An 18,152-nucleotide genomic window follows, 5' to 3' on the forward strand; every position below is an offset into this window, starting at 1 on the left:
GGGGCGGTGGGGGTGCGTGAGTGTGCTGCTGCTGTTCACCGCCGTGTGCTGCGCGGCTCCTGTCTCGAACGCGATCAGCGCGTACGTCGCGCTGCAGACCGGGCTCCAGGACGATGCCGATGATGGGATCGCCGACGGCGGCAGTGCGGCGGACATCCCCGCCCGGATGCTGACTGCTTACAAGAAGGCCGCCTCGCAGGTCGGGAAGTACGTGCCCACGTGCCAGGGCATGCGCTGGCCCATCCTTGCCGGGATCGCCAAGGTCGAGTCGAACCACGCCATCGGCCGCAACATCGCCGACCACGGCGACATCCGTCCGAAGATCTACGGGGTACTTCTCAACGGCTCCGGGGCCGGCGGGAACACCACCGTCTTCCCGGACACCGACGGCGGCAAGTGGGACGGCACCGCCAACGGGGAGCGAGCGGTCGGACCCTTCCAGTTCCTGCCGTCCACCTGGGAGGGCGTCGGCGAGGACGCCAGCAGGGACAAGACAGCCGATCCGCACAACGCCGACGACGCAGCCCTCGGTGCCGCCGTCTACCTGTGCGGCAACGGACGGGACCTGACCAAGCGGACCCAGCTCAAGGCGGCGATCTTCCAGTACAACCGGTCGAGCGAGTATGTGGCGAACGTGCTGAGCTGGATCGACCAGTACACGGCGGCCGCGAAGGACCCGGACCTGAAGAACGTGCCCAGGAAGGTCCGCACCGTGATCGAGGCGGCGCTCTCCCAGCGCGGTGTGCCCTACTCGTGGGGCGGCGGCAACGCCAAGGGCACGTCGTACGGCAGTTGCTGCTCCCCCAACGGGAAGAGCGGCGCAAGCATCAAGGGCTTCGACTGCTCGGGGCTGACCGTGTACGCCTACGCCAAGGTCGGCATCCAACTGCCGCGCGTCGCGGCCGCCCAGGCCGGTGTCGGCCGGCGCATCCCCGCCCGTCTCGGCACCGGCGCGCTCAAGGCCGGCGACCTCGTCTTCTATGCCGACGCCCCCGGCCGCGACGCGACGATCTATCACGTCGGGATCTACCTGGGCGGCGGGCAGATGGTCAATGCCGCCCGTCCGGGAACCGTCGTCCGCCTGGACGCGGTCAACGCGATGTCGGGATACGCGGGAGGGGCCCGGCTGCTATGACCAACTCCCCGGCGCGCTCGCCGCGCCTGCTGCTGATCGCCACCGTGGTCCTGGTCCTGGCCGGGGTGATCCTGCTGACGGTGCCGCACACGCCGAGCGCACCCGCAACGTCGGCGCCACCGCGCGCGACCGCCCCCACATCGTCTCCCTCGGCGACCGCTGCACGCGGCCGTACTACCCAGGCTGGCGGGTCCGCGTCGGCCCCGGCCTCCACGACGTCGACGCAGTCAGTTAGTGCGTCCTCCGTGCTGCCGCCGCACGGCGAGGGCGTGGCCGGCGATGCCGTCATCCAGCAGTCGTTGGAGGACGCCTGGCCCGCCGACCTTGCCGCCGACGACGAGCTAAGGCTCCTCGCGGCCGGCCGTGGCCTGCTGCGGGCGGACGCCACCGGGATCGGCCGCGCCAAGTGGCCCGCGCTCTTCGGCAACCCGGACCAGGCGATCGCACCAGCCTTCGCCACCGCCCGCTTCCGCATCCAGGCCGCCATCGCCCGCATCAGCGGCAGCCCGGACCAGGCGGTCGTGCACCTGGTGTGGGCGGGGGCCGACCGCGGCGGCACCTACACCGACCGGCGCATCACCGACTGGTACTTCACCCGCACTTCGACGAAAGGAGCGTCCGCGTGGACGCCGCAACCCCGTACCTGACCAACCTGGCGGATGGCACGGCGGCCGGTCAGGTCCTCGGTCTGCTGGCCGGCCTGACCAACGCCGCCGGCTGGCTGATCACCCACTGGTACGTGCCCATGGCTGCCGCGGCCGTCGTCTGGGCCGTGGGCGAGATGGTGGTACGCCGTCTGGCAAGGAAGGCCTCGGCCGAGCGGATGGCGCTGGAACTCGTGCCGTCGCAGCACTTCGACCCCGGCCTGGAGGAGATCTTCCGCCGCGGGGTCCAGCTCGCCCGGGCCTCGACGAGCATGCCGTGGTGGGCGCCCAGGCGGTCGAAGGCAGTGCAGATCCGGCTGCGCGCCGACGGCTCCAGCCCGTTGCGCTACCGGATCGAAGGTCCCGCGGGCGGTGAACGTCTGCTGTCGATCACACCCTTCGGGCCGGCCGTCACCGTGGACCGGGCCCGTCCCCTCGTCGACAAGCCGCGTGAGCATGTGGTGCGGGCGGAGTTCGTCCTGCGCGGCAAGCCCACGGCCCCGCTGCGGGACGTTCCGCTGGACCCCGACCCGCTGCAGCCTCTGATCGACGCCGTCTCCGATCTACGGGCGGAGCTGGGGGACCTGGCCGAGATACGGCTCGACATCCAGCGGGCCCCCAAGTGGGCGCTGCGGGCCCGGCGTCTGCAGCTGATGTCGGACGCCCGCCGCAGGGAGCGGCGCGAGGCCCAGCGCGCCGCCCGGTGGGTGCGCCAGGACGCCACCGGCATCGAGGACTCACTGGCCTGGCAGCTGAAGCAGTTGGTCAGCGGCAAGCAGGGCGGGGGCGGGCGCCGTCTGGTCATGCCGCCCGTCCCCCGCCGGGTCGAGCCGGCCGAGGCGCTGGGCAAGCTCGCCGAGGACGACCACCTGGTGCGCGTGCAGCTGCTGGTGATGTGCGCGTCGAACACCGAAGGCCGCGCCCAGGCCCGGCTCGCCCAGCTCCAGGCCGCCTTCGACGTGTTCGGCGGCGGCTCACGGTGGGCGATGCGCGGATGGCGGATCGGCCCGTGGCGGTTCGGGGCGGACCGCTGGCCCAGCCGCCACGGCTTCGAGCGCCGTTGGACGTTGGGTCACTGCCAGCCGCCCCGCCCGAACTGGGTGCGCCTGGAGGAACTGACCGGCCTGCTCAAGCCGCCCACGGTGCACTGCCGGCTGCCGCTGCTCGCCGGAGACCTGCCGACCTTCGAGTTCGACAACCCCACGTTGCTGCTGCAGGGCATCTACCGCGGCCCCGACGGCCGCCGACGTCTGGTCGCCAGCTACGCGAAGGAGACGCTGTTCGAAGTCGGCGTGGGCAAGGCAGGCGGCGGCAAGACCGAACGCGCCCTCGCGCAGGCGATCGGCTGGGCTCACGCCGGAGGCGGGCTCATGTTCGTCGACCCGCACCGCGACTCCTGGCCCCGCGCTCTGCCGTTCCTCGCCCACGACGCCCTGATGGACCGGATCGCCCTCATCGACCTGGGCGCCCATGGGCCTGCCCCGCAGGTCAGTTCATGGAACCCGCTCGGCATGCACCAGCGCCAGGTGGCACACGAGGTCGTCGAGGCCACCGCGGACGCCTACGCGTCCGCGCTCGGCTGGGACGACGCCAGCGCACCCCGCGCGCTGACCATCCTCACCGCCTCCCTGGCAGTGCTGGTGGCCGTCAACGAAGCCGCCTGCCAGGCCGGGCGCCCCGAAGACCAGGCCACGGTCTTCCACGTGCGGGCGCTGCTCACCGACCCGGTCTTCCGCGCCGCGGCGCTCGCCGGCGTTCAGGGGCGCCTGGACGAAGAGACGCGCTCCTGGTGGCAGACGGTGTTCCCCACCCTGCCGCCGGACTCCTTCGCCGTGGTCCTCAACCCGATCGCCCGCCTCGCCGCCAACCCCGTCACCCGCGCGTTCCTCGGACAGCCGGCCGGCCGCTACAACATCCGCGCCGCGATGGACTCGAAGATGATCGTGTGGGTGTGCCCGGGCGGCAACGGGCCCACCGACCGGCTGATCACCGCACTGCTCGCCCGGGACCTGCTGCGCGCCGTGCGCTCCCGCCGGGATACCCCCGAAGCCCAACGTGTCCCGTTCCGCCCATACTTCGACGAGCTGATCACCCTGACCGGTGCGGCCGCAGAGACGATCGCCAGCATGTTCGAGGACTTCCGCAAGTACAGGGTCCACGTCCACGGCATGACCCAGTTGCTGGCCCGCCTGCCCATCCCGGTGCGGCTCTCCCTGGTCCAGAACGCCTCCACTCTGGCGTCCACCGCCGGCTCGCAGTCCGCCATCGCTCCGATCACCGCGGAATGGGGCGACCGTCCCGGACCTGACGTCGTCGCCGCCCTGGACCGGTTCGAGCACTACATGTCGCTGACGGTCAGGGGCCGTCGCGTCGGTCCCGTCCGGATCACCGGCCCGCACCTCGACGAGATCTTCGCCGAGTACGCACGCCCCCGCCAGGCGGCGGCACTCGAGCGCGCCGCCCGCGCCACGGCCGGCGCCGCGCCCCTGAACCAGCTCACGACCCGCGCCACCGACCAGCTGGGCCGAGTCGGCGACTTCCTCGCCCAACTCGCCCCCACCACCCCGCCAGCCGGACGGCTGCAGAAGAAGGGATACCAGTGACCACCACCTTCGAGACCGTGTCGTCCGGTCGCACGCCGAGTCCCATCGAGCCGCTGCCGCATCAGCTCCTGGCCGTGTTGGGGCAGCACCGGATGGCGACCACCGGTCAGCTCCACGACTTGCTGCGGCCCGGCACGGCGCGGCAGACCGTCTCCACGCCGTTGAACAAGCTGCGCCGTGAGGGCCTGGTGGACTACACGGTGCTGCCGCAGTCCAACCGCTCCCGCGCCTGGTATCTGACGGGTGAGGGAGCCCGGCTGGTGAGGGACTTCCCCGCCCTGCGGGGCCGGCCGCCGTATCCGATCACCTCGGCCACCGCTGCCTCGTTGAAGACGCCGCACACTCTGACCGTGGTCCGCACCCACCTGGCGTTCGTCGCCGATGCCCGCACGCGTGGCGACGAGCACGGTCACCTGGACTGGACGCCTGAGGTCTCCCACCCGCTCAGCGACGGCGAGAAGATCATCACGGATGCGCTGATGCACTACACGCTCATCGGCGAGGACCAGCGGACGAAGCTCAGGGCGTTCGTCGAGGTCGACCGGACGACCATGAGCAGCGAGCGGCTCGCGTCGAAGTTGATCGAATACGCGCGGCTATGGTCGTACGAGCCGCAGCCCGTGGGGCGGCAGCGCTCGCGGCAGTCGGCCGTTCCCGGTGCCGTCTGGCTGCGCTGGTATCCCGTGTTCCCCCGGGTTCTGTTCGTGCTCACCGGGGCCTCCCGGTACGTCCTGGGCAACCGGATCAACGACTTGCAGGCCATGGTCGCGCAGCACCCGCTCGTGGGCACGCTGGCCCGGCAGGTGCCGCTGGGCGCGGCGGTCCTGGACGACCTCGAACTCCAGGGGCCTACCGGCGATGTCTGGGTATCTCTGGCCGACGGCGAGCCGCGGCCGTGGACCGAGCTGTGACGCGGCGGCATGGTGCCGACCGAATGTCGCAGCCTCGCAACTGCTCCGGAATCCACTTGATATTTGCTTAAGCGAACGCATAGTTTACTTCTACAGCACGGGACCCGGTCCTTAAAACCTCTTCGTGCGCACTGAACTTGGGAGATCCAGATGCCGCAAGCCACTTTTGAAATTCGCATTCCTGAAAAGCAGCCCACTGACGCGTGGCCCGTCCACACGAAGGTCGTCTCCTACGTCGGGAGCGCTTGCGTGGTCGAAGGGGCCGGCGACTTCGACCTGGACGACCTGAACCTGGTACGCCACCGGTTCCCGGGCCGGCGCGTCACGCTCGACGGAGACGTGATCACCGTGTGGCCGACCTCCCCTCCCGACCGGGCGAGGACTCCCGCTCCGTGATCCTGAGGCGACAGCAAGTCAGGCCGCCCCTCGGCCGGAAGAACCCGGCGGTCCGAATCTCGTTCTCGCACACAGGGGAATCACGCAGACCGTACGACCCGACGAACGACACGGACCACATGCGGTCGCAACGAGCGAAGACACAGAACTACAAATCGACATCCGGTTCCGAAGGTGACCGGATACGTCCCGAGTTGTGCGAGTGAACTGCAATAGCGAGGTGGGAAGTTGACTGGCATATGCGTAGCCTTACGGTCACGCAAACGGATCACCGCAGCTGGACCAGGCCGCGGCTGGACTGCCGTCCGTCGGCGGCTCAGGCAGCGGTCATGTCACACCGCGCCGTACGGGGAGGCATTGTGAAACGCCGCGCACACTATTTCGCTGTTCACTTCCGAAAGATCGCCGCCGCGTCCCTCACGCTGTGCGCCGCGCTCGCCCTGACCGCGTGCAACTCATCCGAGGGGAAGGACGAGACGGCCGACGAGTCCCCGACGGTCACACAGCCTCCGACGGCGTCTGCCACCGCTGACCCGAAGGAGACGGCGAAAAAGGAAGCGATCGCCGCGTACAGGGCCTACTGGCAGGAGATGGAGCAGCTCTACGCCGACCCGTCGGGCAAGAGCGACCATCTTGATCAGTACGCCGCATCCGCAGCCCTGAAGAACGCCGAGGCAGACGCCAAGCGCGCTCATGACCGCGGCCGCATCTACACCGGCGATGTCGCCGTCACCGACCAGACGGTCACCAAGGTCGACACCTCGGGGGAGATCCCGAACGCGACCGTCTCCAGCTGCCTGGACATCTCCAAGTGGCAGACCGTCGACGCCAAAACCAAGGAGCCCGTGTCCCTCCCGGAAAACCGGCTGATGAAGTACGTGATCGTCAGCACCCTCGAGAAGTATCCGGAAGGGTGGCGCGTCACCCGCGACGAGCCGCAGGGGAAGTCATGCTGACCCGCAGAATCGCCATCACCGCAGCAACAGTCCTGGCCGCACTCTCCGTCCCTGTCACCAGCTACGCGGATGAGGACCCCAAGGGCGACGGCGGTATCGAGTGCGGCCTGTACAACTGCGAGGTCGAGGTCGACGTCCCTGGACAGGCCGGTGGACAACAGGGTGGCAACGGCAGCACGGGCGGAGGCGGATCATCAAGCGGGAACGGCGACAACTCCTACGAGAATCCTGACGGCACCCTCGACAAAGTCTGCACCTACAAACTCGCAGACCCACAGCCGCCCGCCGGCAGCCTCGACTGGGAAGGCCACGAACCCGGCGATGGAGCCGTGTACGAACAGTCCTGCTCCGTGGCCCCCGACGGGGTAGACGACCTCACCGTCGTACGGATGGTGTGGCTGGCCGAGCCACCCGCGCAAGCGACGGTCGACCCGGCTGTCCTGGCGCAGCGCGCGGTCGACTCGATGACGCTGCTGGGCCCTGACATCGCCAGCCCGCGCGCGGCCGGTAAGTACACGGTCGGTATCCCGATGTGGATGTGGGTCAACCAGAGCGCCACGACCTACGGGCCCAACACCGCGTCGGCTTCGGCGGGTGGGATAACCGTCACCGCGACGGCGAAGGTGTCGAAGATCGGGTGGCAGATGGGTGACGGCGCATCCGTGACGTGCAACGGCCCGGGCACGCCGTACCAGGCGTCCGAAGGCATGGCCGAGTCGCCGACCTGCGGACACGTGTACTCCAAGACTTCAGCTGGTGCCCAGAACGGCAAGTTCCCGGTCATCGCGACCTCGACATGGACGATCGACTGGCAGGGCGGCGGAGCGGCCGGCCAGCTCACCGAGGTCCGTCAAACCAACGTGCAGGTGGCGATCGGCGAAGTACAGGTCGTCAGGTAACGCCGCCGGAAGGACAGAACGGTGAGCAAGACCCAAGAACGTGTAGACACAGCCCCGAACGGAGTCCCCCAGCAGGGGCGCGTGGCCGGGCCGGTGGCTCCGCCCCGGGTGTCGGCCCGCAGGCGGCGCCCGGGTGTCATTGCCCTGTCCCTGGCGCTGATCGCCGCCGGAGGGGCCGGTGTTGCCGTCCTGCTGCTGCAGGTCGGCAACCGCACCGAGGTGGTGACCGTCGTCCGGGACGTTCAGGTTGGCCAGGTCCTCGCTGAAGACGACCTGGGTAAGGCCTCGATCGCCCTGGACCCGGCCGTCAAGGCGGTGCGCAGCGACGACCTGGACTCGGTGGTGGGCAAGCGGGCCGCCGTGGAGCTCAAGTCCGGTTCCTTGCTTGCCCCGTCGCAGGTAACGAAGGATTCGCTGGTGAAGGCCGGCGAGCAGTTGGTGCCGGTCGGGCTTGAGCCCAAGCAGATCCCGGCCACCGCGCTGGTGCCGGGCCAGAAGGTGCAGCTGGTACATGTCCCGGCTCAGGGGGCGACGGACACCGGCAAGACGTCGGACGCCGCGCCGCAGACCATCGACGGACGGGTCGTGAAGGCGTCCAGCGCTGCCCCCGGCACCGGAGTCGTGGTTGTCGATGTCGCCACATCCGCCACGGACGGTCCCACCGTGGCCGCTTGGGTGGCGGCCGGCACGCTGCGCCTGGTCCTCGCTGCTCCGGACGGCAGCTGATGGCTGTCATCGCGCTGGCAGGGTGCAGTGGTGCACCCGGTGTGACCACGAGCGCGCTCGCCTTGCTGCTGTCCTGGCCGCTGGAGCCGGGCCGGCGGATGATCCTGGCCGAGTGCGACCCGGACGGCAGCGCTGTCCTGCACGGGCTGCTGCAGGGCACGCTCGGTGACCGGTACGGGCTGCGGAACCTCTCGGTCGCCGCCCGGCAGGGCGAACTCGGCGACGCGTTCTTTCGTCAGCTGATCGATCTGAGCAGCGAGGACGGCAAGAAGGAATCGCCGCGCGACCGGCTGCTGCTGCCGGGCATCACCGATCCTGCGCAAGCGGCGAGCCTGGGCTCGGTATGGAAGGCCCTGGGGGTCATCTTCCGCGGCATCGAGGCCGAGCACGGCCACGACGTCCTGATCGACCTCGGCCGCCGGGGTGCTTTCGGGCCGTCCGGCGTCCTGGCCGAGCAGGCCGACGCCGTGTTCATGGTCGTGCGCAATACCCTGCGCTGCCTCCAGGCAGCCGAAGGCCGGGTGCGCGCCCTGGAGGAACGGGTCGGCGACGTCAGCGTGCTGATGATCAACGAGGGTCCGTATCCCGCGGGCGAGGTGCAGCGCGTGCTGCAGGTGCCCGTGGTGGCCACCCTGCCGTATGCCCCAAAGGACGCCAAGGTGCTGTCCGACGGCGTGGAACAGCCGCGTCACTTCACCAGGTCGCCGCTGATGAAGGCCGCCCGGACGGCCACCACGCTGCTGGTTCAGCGGGCTGCAATGCGGCGGGCCCGCCTCGATCCGGGCGGCGTGCGTGCCGCAGGAGGCGAGGTGACCCGTGCGCGGTAGGCCTCTGCACACCGATCCCACGGTGGCTTCGCTGCCCGGTCGCCCCCAGCAGGCGTGGCCGCGCCCGGCGAACGGCACACATGCACCGGCCGGTGCTGCCTCGAGTACGCACGTGCTCGGCGCCGCGGCACCTCAGGTCACCGTCGACTACAAGGTCGCCCAGCACATCGCGGCCCAGGTCGCCAAGCAGCGCGAGGAGTTGCTGAAGACCACGCCGGATATGGACCGGGCGAGCGAAGAGCAGCGCTGCCTGGACTGGATCAACGAGGCGGTCGCCCTGTGGTCGGACGCCCAGGCGATGGCGCCGCAGGAGGACGAAGCGCTGCGGCGTGGCGTCTACGACTTGCTTTTCCGTGCCGGTCGACTCCAGCCGTACCTGGACGATGACCGGGTCGAGGACATCATCATTCAGGGCCCAAACGAGGTGTGGCTCGACTACGGCGACGGCGAACGCCGCATGGTGGGGCCGATCGCCGACTCGGAAGAGGAACTCCTGGAACTGCTCAGAGAGTTGGCCCGAGGCTCTGGGCACAACGAGCGCACCATCTCCACCGCGAACCCCACCCTCGCCCTGTCCCTGCAGGACGGCTCCCGCCTGCAGGCCATCACCGGACTCGGACCGATGACCTACGCGGTCATCCGCCGGCACCGGATCTCCCACGCCGACCTGGACGACCTCGTACGGCTGGGCACGATCGACCCGATCCTGCGCGAGTTCCTCGGCGCGTGTGTCCGCGCGGAGAAGAACATCATGATCGCGGGGAAGCAGAAGGCCGGGAAAACCACGCTGTTGAGGGCGATGCTCAAGGAGTTCGACCCCGAGACACGGTTTGCCACCATCCAGACCGAGGACGAGCTGTTTGCCCACGCCAACGGCTACCACCGCCAGGTCGTCTCCCTGGTCGGGCGCGAGTCCAACGGGGAGAAGGACGTCACCGGCCGCAGTGCCGGCGAGGTCACGCTCCTGGACCTGATGCACCCGGCGCTGCGCATGTCGCTGGAGCGGATCGTGGTCGGTGAGGTCCGCGGGCCGGAAGTCGTCGCCATGATGCAGGCGTTGACGAACGGCTCGGGCGGCAACCTGTGCACCATCCACGCCCGCCGCCCGGACATCATCTTCGACCGGATCGCCGAACTGTACGCGCTCGCCCAGGACAACCTGTCCGAGCAGCTGGCCTACCGGCAGACCGCGAACGGCCTGGACTTCATCGTGTACGTCGACATGACGGACGAGACCCAGATCGGCGGGCGCCGCCACCGCTACGTCTCTCACGTCCTGGAGCTGACCGGGATCGGCGAGTCCGGCCGCCCCGCCACCAACGAGGTCTTCTCCCCCGGCACCGAGTTCGGTGAACTGCGGGCGGTGCCTCGGATGGACCCGGGCTGCGTCGACGACCTGCGCCGTGTCGGCTTCGACTCCGCCCTGCTGCAGCAGCCCTACGGGGCCTGGCAGGCGCCGCTGCCGCTGAAGGTGGGGGCGCGCCGATGATCCTGTTGTGGGGGCTGCTGTGCGGCATGGCCGTCATCGGCGGGCTGATCGGTGTCGTGGCCGGGTTCGTGGGGACGACGGCGCCGCGCCGGGCTTCGTTGTGGCAGCGGTGGCGCTCTCAGGGCGCCGGGAAGGACCAGAGTGAGGACGTCCGGCTGCGTCGGCGGGCCCTCTCGGTCGTGGCGGTCGTGGTCTTCGTGGGCGTGTGGCTGGTTTCGGGGAACTTCGTGGGCGGCGCTCTGTTGGGGGCGGCCGTCATCGGCGTGCCCTGGCTGATCACCCCGGCGCAGACTGCACAGGAGCGCATCGGCCAGCTGGAGGCCTTGAGCGAGTGGACCCAGCGGCTGGCCGGCCTGCTCCGGCTGGGCATGGGCCTGGAACAGGCGATGATGACCAGCCGTAAGGGCGCGCCCGACGAGCTTGCCCCGCAGATCATCAATCTATCCGACCGGCTGCGCCTGGGGTGGCGGCCGGAGGCAGCGCTCCGCGCGTTCGCCGATGAACTGGGTGATGTCACCGCGGACAAGGTGGTCGCCGCGCTCGTCCTGTCGGTCAACGACCGCGGCCCGGGCCTGGCGCAGGCCTTGGAGGACCTGGCGGGAACGGTGCGCGACGAGGTCGCCCGCAAGCGCGCCATCGAGGCCGACCGGGCGAAGCCGCGGACCACGGTGCGGTGGATGACCATCATCACCGTGGGCGTGGTGGTGGCCGGGTTCTTCGTGCCCAGCTACACCAAGCCGTACTCGACGCTGCTGGGACAACTGGTGCTCGCCTTCCTGACGGCCGGGTTCATCGGGGTGCTCGCCCTGATGCGGCAGCTGGGCTCCTTCCGCCGCATCCCCCGCTTCTTGATCACCGATCCGTCCAGCACGGTCCGGCTGCCTGCTCTCGCGACGGAGCCGGACGTCCCGGTCTCCGGTCGGGAGCCGGAAGGAGTCAGCTCGTGAATCTGTTCCCCGTCGTCCTGACCGGCGGCACGGTCGGTGCAGGTCTCGCGCTGCTGGTGCGGGAACTCCTGTGCCCCCAGCCCGCGTTGGGGCCCGCCCTCGCGCGCAGCGCCCCGGCCACCTTGACGATGCCCGAGCCGGAGCTGGACCGCGAGGAGGTGTGGGGCCGGTGGCTGCTGGCCCGCCTCGAGCGGCTGCCCGGCGTGCGCATCCCCACCACCAACTTGGCTCTGCTGGGCAGGGGCCGGGCCAGTTCATGCTCAAGAAGGTGGCGCTCGCCGCGCTCGGCCTGCTCTGCCCGGTGATCGCGACGATTCCGTGGATCATCGCGGGCGTCTCGCTGCCGTTCTACGTGCCCGCCGGCGTCGGGCTCCTTATCGCGGGGCTGCTGTTCATCACGCCCGATCTCGCGGTACGGGACCAGGCCAAGCGGGCGCGGGAGGAGTTCGCGCACGCCCTGTCCGCCTACCTGGACCTGGTCGCGCTCAAGCGGGCCGCCGACGCCGGTCCCACCGAGGCCCTGGAGAAGGCCGCCGAGGTCGGCGCCGGCTGGCCCTTCCTGTATCTGCAGGGCGCGCTGCGCCGGGCCCGGCTGGAGAAGATCCCGCCGTATCAGGCACTCACGGAGCTGGCCGCCGAGTACGACCTGCCCGTCCTGGGTGATGTCGCCGACATCATGCGGGGCTCGGCCACCGACGGCGCCGCCGTCTACAAGGCGCTGCGCGCCCGTACCGCCGCTCTCAACGCCGAACTGCTGGCCGACCAGGCCGCGGAGGCCAACGCCGCCAGCGAGAAGATGACCGCCCCGGGAGCCCTGCTCGCCGTCCTGGTCATGCTTCTGATGGCTTTCCCTGCGGTCATCCGCATGCTCACCGTCTAGACCGTCTCAACTCGCTGAACCGCTGTAGGAGCAAGGAGTACAGATCATGAACCACACCGCAGCCCGTACCTACCGTGCGGTGCACTGGCTGACCACGCGTCTGCAGGAGGGCCTGGAGGAGGCCCGGCGCCGTCCGGACCGCGGGGACATCAGCACCACCACCGTCATCATCTGGGTGGCCGCTGTCACCGGCGCCGTACTGATCGCCGGGACTATCGCCGTCGTGATCGCCAAGTACAACAGCAAGCTCAACGGGCTGTGATGTCGGCTTCGGAGCGGCTCAAGGACTGGTGGCAGGGGCGGAGATGGCGCGACGACCGCGGTGACACGTCCATCCAGATGGCGATCGTCTTCCCGTTCGTGCTGCTCGCCACGGTCGCCGTCATCCAGGCCTCCATGTGGTACTACGCACGGCAGATCGCCCTGACCGCGGCCCGCGAAGGAGCCACCGCAGCCCGCTCCTACCAGTCGAGCCCGGCCGAGGGTGCGGCACAGGCGCAAAGCGTGCTGGAGCGCACCGCGGGTGACAGCCTGCGCGGCTACAGCGTCGTGGCCAGCAGCAACGGGCAGCGTGTGCGGGTAGAGGTCTCCGGAACGGCAATGTCGATGATCCCGGGCGTTTCCGGCCTGCAGGTCACCCAGTCGGCGTCCGGGGCCGTGGAACGCTGGACGGTCCCGGGAGGGTGAACCACGTGTGCAGCATGGCCCGATGGGCTCGCAGGCTTCGCAGCGATGAGGGCAGTGCCGCGATCGAGGCTGCCATCATCCTCCCATCTTTGATCATGTTCTTGTGTCTGGCGATCGCCGGCGGACGCCTCGTCACCTCCGGAGCGAAGATCGACTCTGCGGCTGAGGACGCGGCCAGGGAAGCCTCCATTCACCGCACCGCGGCCTCCGCCCAGGGCGCTGCGCAGGCGGCGGCCGCCGACTCCCTGAACGACCAGGGCATCACGTGCGCGTCGACTTCCGTCAGGATCGACACTGGTGGCCTGAGCATGCCGGTGGGCCAGGTCGGCACGGTCACCGCAACCGTGACCTGCACGGTCAACCTCTCCGACCTCTTGCTGCCCGGCGTTCCCGGGGCCCGGACACTCACCTCAACGGCGACCTCGGTGGTGGACCAGTACCGGCAGCGGAGCGACTGATGATCTTCCGGCACATGAGGCAGAGCCACCCGCGGTGGGATGACCGGGGAGGCGTCACCGTGTTCGTCGCCGTATGCGTCATCGCACTGATCGGCATCATCGGCGTCGCCGTCGACGGCGGCAGCAAAATGCGCGCGGTCGAACGAGCCGACTACATCGCCGGCGAGGCAGCCCGGGCCGGCGGGCAGGCCATCGACCCCGCGAAGGCCATCAGCGGCAATGCGATCGTCGTGGATCCGCAGGACGCGCAGGCCGCAGCCCAGGCTTACTTGCGCGCCGCCGGCGCCACCGGCACGGCCAGCGTGTCCGGCGACGGCAAGACCCTCACCGTGAACGTCACCGGCACCTACGACACGAAGTTTTTGTCGGTGGTCGGGATCGGCTCGTTGTCGGTGACCGGCCAGGGCAAGGCCACCCTCCTGCATGGCGTCACCGCTCCCGAAGGAAACTGATGCGCACCACCCACTCCCCCGCCGCAGTGGCTACCCGCACCCTGGCCCGTGTTCTCAAGGCCGTGCTGAGCCTGATCGTTCTGGTCGCCGCGGTCGCGGGGCTGCCGTTGCTGCTGGCCTGGGTCACTCCGGTCATCTGGGCTTCCACCCACGACGACCTCACGCACCTACTGGACCGGCAGGACACCGGCGCGGCGTTTCTGCTGCTGCTCGTTACGGTGGGCTGGATCGGGTGGCTGCAGTTCAGTTTCTGTGCGGTACGCGAGCTGATCGCGCAGGTGCGGGGCCGAAGCTGGCACGCCCCGCGAGGGATGGGCGCGTCGCAGCGCGCTGCGGCGCTGCTGATCGGGAGCATCCTGGTGCTGTTGCCCACGAGTTCGGCCCTGGCCTCCGATGCTCAGGCCGCACCGGCTACTACGGCGCCCATCATCCCCGGCCAGACGGTCCAGGCCTCGCAAGGAGCCGATACCGATCACGCCTCGCCGATTTCCACGGCGAGCACACCAGCGTCCGGTACGTCCTACAGGGTGCGCGAGACGCGGCCGGCCGAGAGCTTGTGGGGCATCGCCGAGCGGGAGTTGGGCAACGGCGAGCGGTGGCGGGAGATCGCGAGTCTGAACGAGGGCCGCCTCATGCCTGATGGCCAGGTCTTCCGCGCGAACAGCTTTCTGCAGCCCGGCTGGCAGCTTCAGATGCCCGATACCGCCGCGGCGGGAGGCGTCCGTACGCAGTTGGGGAACGGTCCTGCGGCTTCTGCTGGGCAGAGCGAGCACGCCGTCACGGTCCACTCGGGCGACTACCTGTCGAAAATCGCAGAGGAGGAGCTCGGCGACGGCACCAAGTGGCCCGAATTGTTCGAGGCCAGCGAGGGCAAGCCGCAGCCGCACGGCCTGCCCGAAATCACCGATCCGGATGTCATCTACGCAGGGCAGCAGATCACCGTGCCCGGCGCGCAGCCCGACCAGCAGACGCCGCCGCGAGAGGGCGGCGACAGCGATGAGGCGGACCATCAGGAGAGCACTCCCCCGGCTACCCAGTCGCCGGACGGCGAGCAGACGCCGGGCGATGACACGGGCGAGGGACAGGCGCCCGCGCCAGGCCAGACCACCGCGCCCGCACCGGAGTCGTCAGCTCCCCGTACACCGAGCAGCCGGCCCGCCGAGCAGCCCGGCCAGGAGCACTCTCCTTCCGCAACGGCTTCAGCGACGCCGCAGCCCGGCACCGGCGCCTCGTCCTCTTCCGCCTCGCCGCCGGCGTCGGCTGAGCAGTCCGGTGCTGCTGCCTCCTCCCCCACCGCCGAGGCGTCCGAGACGCCGGCGTCGGCTCCGGCCGACGGTCCGCTGGTGCTGCGCACTGTGCTGGGCGCCGGTGCGCTGCTGGCCGCCGCCATCACCGGCGCTCTCGCCCTGCGCAGGGCGCTGCAGCGTCGCCGCCGCACGCCGGGCGAGAAGATCGCCATCGCGGCGGAGACGTCCCCGGCCGAGGCGAAGTTGGCTGCGGCCGCCGAACCGGGCGGCGCCGCTCGCCTGGACACGGTACTGAGGACCATGGCCCACCAGGTGGCCCAGCAGGAGGGGCCCGCGGCCCTGCCAGAGCTGCGGGCCGCACGGATCGGCGCCCGCACAGTGGAGGTGCTGCCCGAGGACCTTGCCCAGGCGCCGCAGGCACCCTTCGCCTCCGGGAAGGGCGGCTGGTGGGTCCTGGACCCCGATGCCGTCGTCCTTAACGAGGAGGCCGCCCGCGAAGTGCCGGCGCCGTATCCGGGGCTGGTCACGGTCGGCGGCACCGAAGCGGGTGACCTTCTGCTGCTCAATCTCGCCCGGGTGCCCGCCCTTTTACTGGACGGCAATCCGGTGCACATCACCGAGGTGTGCACCTCGCTCGCCCTGGAGCTCGGGATGAGCCCGTGGGCGAGCGAAGTCGAAGTCGTGACGGTCGGGTTCGGCGAGGACCTGCCGCAGCTGCTGCCCACCGCGCGGATCGCCCACATGCGGCAGGCCACACACGCACTGCGCGATCTGAGCGAGCGGCTGCTTGAAGCCCACCAGATGCCCGAGACCCGTCACCAGCCCTACCTGGTGCTGTGCGCATCGTCGCTGGACCCTGACGCGGCCTGGGAGTTCGCCGACGTCATCGACAAGGCGGGGACGGTTCCCGTGACCCTGATCGCCCCGGCAAGTACGGCGGCCTCACACTTCCCCGAGGCGGAGATCCTCAACGCCTCGCTCAGCACACCGCAGCAACTCGACTCCGCCGGCGCAGAAATCACGGTCCAGCGCCTGGAGCACGCCTCGTATCTGCAGATCACCACCGCGCTGAGGGTGTCCGCGCAGCCGGCCCACCCGGCCCAGGGCCCGTGGAAAGACGTCCCAGAAGAGCCCGACAGCGTGGCCCAGACCGAGCAGACCGGGCCCCAGGAGACGGCCCTGCCCGCGGCCCACGCGGACACAAGCCCCTCGGTGACGCCGGCAGCAGACATGAGCGGCGAGGTCTTCCCGGCCCTGCTCGCCGCCACCACCGACCCGACCGGACTGCGTCTCCTGCCGACCGCCACACCGGCGCCTCAAGCCGAGAAGGACCACGACCCAGGCACCGATACTCCGGCGCCCCAGGCCGCAGAAGGCCCGGAGCCCAGGGAAAAGGAAACCGACGCCGCGGATGCCCCTGCGGTGAGCACCGCGGCGGAGACGAGGGCGGTTGACTGCGCGGCTCATGACCTGCATGCGCCGGAGATCCGGATTCTGGGCCCGGTTGAGGTGACGGGAGTGGACAGCACCGGCCACGGCCCGCGGATGGCCCAGCTCGCCGCATTGTTGTTCTTCCGGCCCGGGCGGAGCGCGGACGCGGTGTGCTCCGACATGGATCCCATCAGCCCGTGGGGACTGAGTACCCTCAACGCCCGGATGCAGGGCCTACGCCGCTGCCTGGGCAGCGATCCGGCCGGCAACCCCTACGTTCCGCGGCGCAAGTCCGGCGAGGACCCCTACCGGCTCTCCCCCAAAGTGCGGTGCGACTGGAGCCGCTTCCTTCAGCTCGCCGAACGTGCTCTGCCGCTGGGCCCGGCCGGCCTGCCCGATCTGGAGAAGGCGCTCACCCTGGTCCGCGGCAAGCCGTTCGGGGGCACACCACTGCCCTGGGCCGAGCCCCACCAGCAGGAGATGATCACACGGATCATCGACGTGGCGCACACCGTGGCCACCTACCGCACCCCCACCGGCCCGCACCACGATCTCAGCGCGGCCCGCCAGGCCGTCGCGACCGGTCTCGACGCCGACGACACCGCAGAACTCCTCTACCGGGACTGGATGCGGATCGAGCACGCGGCCGCCAACCGACAGGGACTGCACACCGCCATCACCCGCGTCCAGCAGGTCAACCGGGCGCTGGACTGCTCACTGGAGACGGAGACCACCCAGCTCATCAACGAGCTCCTCAACGGATCGGGCGGGCCAGCGCGCAAGATTCTGTAGCCGCTGGGTGCGCAGCGCGCGCTATCGGCTGGGGGCGACATCGCGGGTCTTCAAAGTTAAGCGGTGCGATGGCGTCCGCGGACTCGGCGGGGCGGTGACGCAGTATGGCCGTAGTCACTGGCTGTCGGTGTTGCGGAAGCCGAACGCGTTGCGGGCGGTGAGCTTGATCACGTGGGTTGATGCCCTTTAGAACTCGCGCAGATAGGCGTGTCGGCAGAACGCCTTCCACCGGCTCGCGCGCTGCTACGAACGCCGCATCAACGTCAGCAACGCCTTCTTCGACCTCGCCGACACCGTCATCACCGTGCGTAGCCTCATCCACCGCGCCTGGAGCACCCACCGCTGGGACAACCGACCCGCCCACCGCCCATGACCGCGCGCCGGCACGTCCTGCTCGCCCGCCCAGGCCAGCCGGCGCCCCTGGGCAGGTCCGGTCCGGGGGTGATCCGACCGTCCTCACTGCGGGTGTGCTCGGCGGAACGCCGGGCCACGAACCCTCCGTCCAGGAGTTCACCCGCGCTCGACGAATTGACCAAACCAATACGTTCGTCCATATTGAAGGTATGGCAAGAGCATCGAACAAGGAACAGATCCTGCGCGAAGGACTCGAAGTCGTGCGCCGCCGCGGGTTTCACGCCTCGGGGGTCCGCCACATCACCAGCGCGGCGGGAG

Annotated in this window: 16 protein-coding genes and 2 pseudogenes; all 18 read left to right on the forward strand. The window is 70.0% G+C overall.

Features of this window, described 5'->3' with window-relative positions:
- Nucleotides 1-16: 16 nt before the first annotated feature.
- Nucleotides 17-1,135 carry a bifunctional lytic transglycosylase/C40 family peptidase gene (locus DIZ27_RS41130; RefSeq protein WP_258308825.1) on the forward strand — a complete coding sequence of 373 codons (1,119 nt, stop codon included), beginning with the start codon at nt 17-19 and terminating at the stop codon, nt 1,133-1,135.
- Nucleotides 1,132-1,782 carry a hypothetical protein gene (locus tag DIZ27_RS41135; protein WP_109383434.1) on the forward strand — a complete coding sequence of 217 codons (651 nt, stop codon included), beginning with the start codon at nt 1,132-1,134 and terminating at the stop codon, nt 1,780-1,782. The genes DIZ27_RS41130 and DIZ27_RS41135 overlap by 4 nt, the downstream gene beginning before the upstream one ends.
- Nucleotides 1,758-4,382 (forward strand): ATP/GTP-binding protein, encoded by a 2,625-nt coding sequence (locus tag DIZ27_RS41140; RefSeq protein ID WP_109383435.1) that lies wholly within the window; start codon nt 1,758-1,760, stop codon nt 4,380-4,382. The genes DIZ27_RS41135 and DIZ27_RS41140 overlap by 25 nt, the downstream gene beginning before the upstream one ends.
- On the forward strand, nt 4,379-5,293 hold the full coding sequence (locus DIZ27_RS41145) for a replication-relaxation family protein (protein ID WP_109383436.1): 915 nt from the start codon (nt 4,379-4,381) through the stop codon (nt 5,291-5,293). The genes DIZ27_RS41140 and DIZ27_RS41145 overlap by 4 nt, the downstream gene beginning before the upstream one ends.
- Nucleotides 5,294-5,542: 249 nt before the next feature.
- The gene (locus tag DIZ27_RS46305; protein ID WP_181383952.1) at nt 5,543-5,689 is read left to right on the forward strand and encodes a hypothetical protein; all 147 of its coding nucleotides are present in this window, start codon (nt 5,543-5,545) and stop codon (nt 5,687-5,689) included.
- A 359-nt stretch (nt 5,690-6,048) separates the two neighbouring features.
- Nucleotides 6,049-6,645: a hypothetical protein gene (locus DIZ27_RS48070; protein ID WP_258308827.1), complete on the forward strand. Its 597-nt coding sequence runs from the start codon at nt 6,049-6,051 to the stop codon at nt 6,643-6,645.
- Entirely contained in the window at nt 6,639-7,544 is a 906-nt protein-coding gene (locus DIZ27_RS46310; protein ID WP_181383953.1) for an ATP/GTP-binding protein, read from the forward strand. Before DIZ27_RS48070 ends, DIZ27_RS46310 begins: the two co-directional genes overlap by 7 nt.
- 21 nt (nt 7,545-7,565) lie before the next feature.
- Nucleotides 7,566-8,270 (forward strand): SAF domain-containing protein, encoded by a 705-nt coding sequence (locus DIZ27_RS41160; protein ID WP_258308828.1) that lies wholly within the window; start codon nt 7,566-7,568, stop codon nt 8,268-8,270.
- Nucleotides 8,270-9,097 (forward strand): hypothetical protein, encoded by an 828-nt coding sequence (locus tag DIZ27_RS41165; RefSeq protein WP_109383439.1) that lies wholly within the window; start codon nt 8,270-8,272, stop codon nt 9,095-9,097. The genes DIZ27_RS41160 and DIZ27_RS41165 overlap by 1 nt, the downstream gene beginning before the upstream one ends.
- The gene (locus DIZ27_RS41170; protein ID WP_375232069.1) at nt 9,087-10,586 is read left to right on the forward strand and encodes a CpaF family protein; all 1,500 of its coding nucleotides are present in this window, start codon (nt 9,087-9,089) and stop codon (nt 10,584-10,586) included. Before DIZ27_RS41165 ends, DIZ27_RS41170 begins: the two co-directional genes overlap by 11 nt.
- Nucleotides 10,583-11,533, forward strand: coding sequence for a type II secretion system F family protein (locus tag DIZ27_RS41175; RefSeq protein ID WP_109383441.1), 951 nt, complete (start codon nt 10,583-10,585; stop codon nt 11,531-11,533). Before DIZ27_RS41170 ends, DIZ27_RS41175 begins: the two co-directional genes overlap by 4 nt.
- Nucleotides 11,530-12,413 (forward strand): annotated as a pseudogene (locus DIZ27_RS41180) (type II secretion system F family protein). The gene DIZ27_RS41175 and the pseudogene DIZ27_RS41180 overlap by 4 nt, the downstream one beginning before the upstream one ends.
- Before the next feature lie 46 nt (nt 12,414-12,459).
- Nucleotides 12,460-12,675 (forward strand): hypothetical protein, encoded by a 216-nt coding sequence (locus DIZ27_RS41185; RefSeq protein WP_109383442.1) that lies wholly within the window; start codon nt 12,460-12,462, stop codon nt 12,673-12,675.
- Nucleotides 12,675-13,100 (forward strand): TadE/TadG family type IV pilus assembly protein, encoded by a 426-nt coding sequence (locus tag DIZ27_RS41190; RefSeq protein WP_181383954.1) that lies wholly within the window; start codon nt 12,675-12,677, stop codon nt 13,098-13,100. Before DIZ27_RS41185 ends, DIZ27_RS41190 begins: the two co-directional genes overlap by 1 nt.
- Nucleotides 13,101-13,114: 14 nt before the next feature.
- The gene (locus DIZ27_RS41195; protein ID WP_109383447.1) at nt 13,115-13,558 is read left to right on the forward strand and encodes a TadE/TadG family type IV pilus assembly protein; all 444 of its coding nucleotides are present in this window, start codon (nt 13,115-13,117) and stop codon (nt 13,556-13,558) included.
- Nucleotides 13,558-14,010, forward strand: coding sequence for a TadE/TadG family type IV pilus assembly protein (locus tag DIZ27_RS41200; RefSeq protein ID WP_258308831.1), 453 nt, complete (start codon nt 13,558-13,560; stop codon nt 14,008-14,010). The genes DIZ27_RS41195 and DIZ27_RS41200 overlap by 1 nt, the downstream gene beginning before the upstream one ends.
- Nucleotides 14,010-17,480 (forward strand): LysM peptidoglycan-binding domain-containing protein, encoded by a 3,471-nt coding sequence (locus tag DIZ27_RS41205; protein WP_109383443.1) that lies wholly within the window; start codon nt 14,010-14,012, stop codon nt 17,478-17,480. The genes DIZ27_RS41200 and DIZ27_RS41205 overlap by 1 nt, the downstream gene beginning before the upstream one ends.
- Nucleotides 17,481-17,694: 214 nt before the next feature.
- A pseudogene (locus tag DIZ27_RS41210) lies at nt 17,695-17,853 on the forward strand (IS5/IS1182 family transposase); the annotation flags it as partial.
- Nucleotides 17,854-18,152 lie beyond the last annotated feature (299 nt).

It is taken from the genome of Streptomyces sp. NWU339, assembly GCF_003143855.1.
In the GTDB taxonomy this organism is placed as follows: domain Bacteria; phylum Actinomycetota; class Actinomycetes; order Streptomycetales; family Streptomycetaceae; genus Streptomyces.

Excerpts from the sequence above, each read along its gene's own strand:
- DIZ27_RS41205 (WP_109383443.1), top strand. The coding sequence starts at position 14,010 with ATGCGCACCACCCACTCCCCCGCCGCAGTGGCTACCCGCACCCTGGCC.
- DIZ27_RS41200 (WP_258308831.1), top strand. The coding sequence starts at position 13,558 with ATGATCTTCCGGCACATGAGGCAGAGCCACCCGCGGTGGGATGACCGG.
- DIZ27_RS46310 (WP_181383953.1), top strand. The coding sequence starts at position 6,639 with ATGCTGACCCGCAGAATCGCCATCACCGCAGCAACAGTCCTGGCCGCA.
- DIZ27_RS41175 (WP_109383441.1), top strand. The coding sequence starts at position 10,583 with ATGATCCTGTTGTGGGGGCTGCTGTGCGGCATGGCCGTCATCGGCGGG.
- DIZ27_RS41165 (WP_109383439.1), top strand. The coding sequence starts at position 8,270 with ATGGCTGTCATCGCGCTGGCAGGGTGCAGTGGTGCACCCGGTGTGACC.
- DIZ27_RS41195 (WP_109383447.1), top strand. The coding sequence starts at position 13,115 with ATGGCCCGATGGGCTCGCAGGCTTCGCAGCGATGAGGGCAGTGCCGCG.
- DIZ27_RS41185 (WP_109383442.1), top strand. The coding sequence starts at position 12,460 with ATGAACCACACCGCAGCCCGTACCTACCGTGCGGTGCACTGGCTGACC.
- DIZ27_RS41190 (WP_181383954.1), top strand. The coding sequence starts at position 12,675 with ATGTCGGCTTCGGAGCGGCTCAAGGACTGGTGGCAGGGGCGGAGATGG.
- DIZ27_RS41135 (WP_109383434.1), top strand. The coding sequence starts at position 1,132 with ATGACCAACTCCCCGGCGCGCTCGCCGCGCCTGCTGCTGATCGCCACC.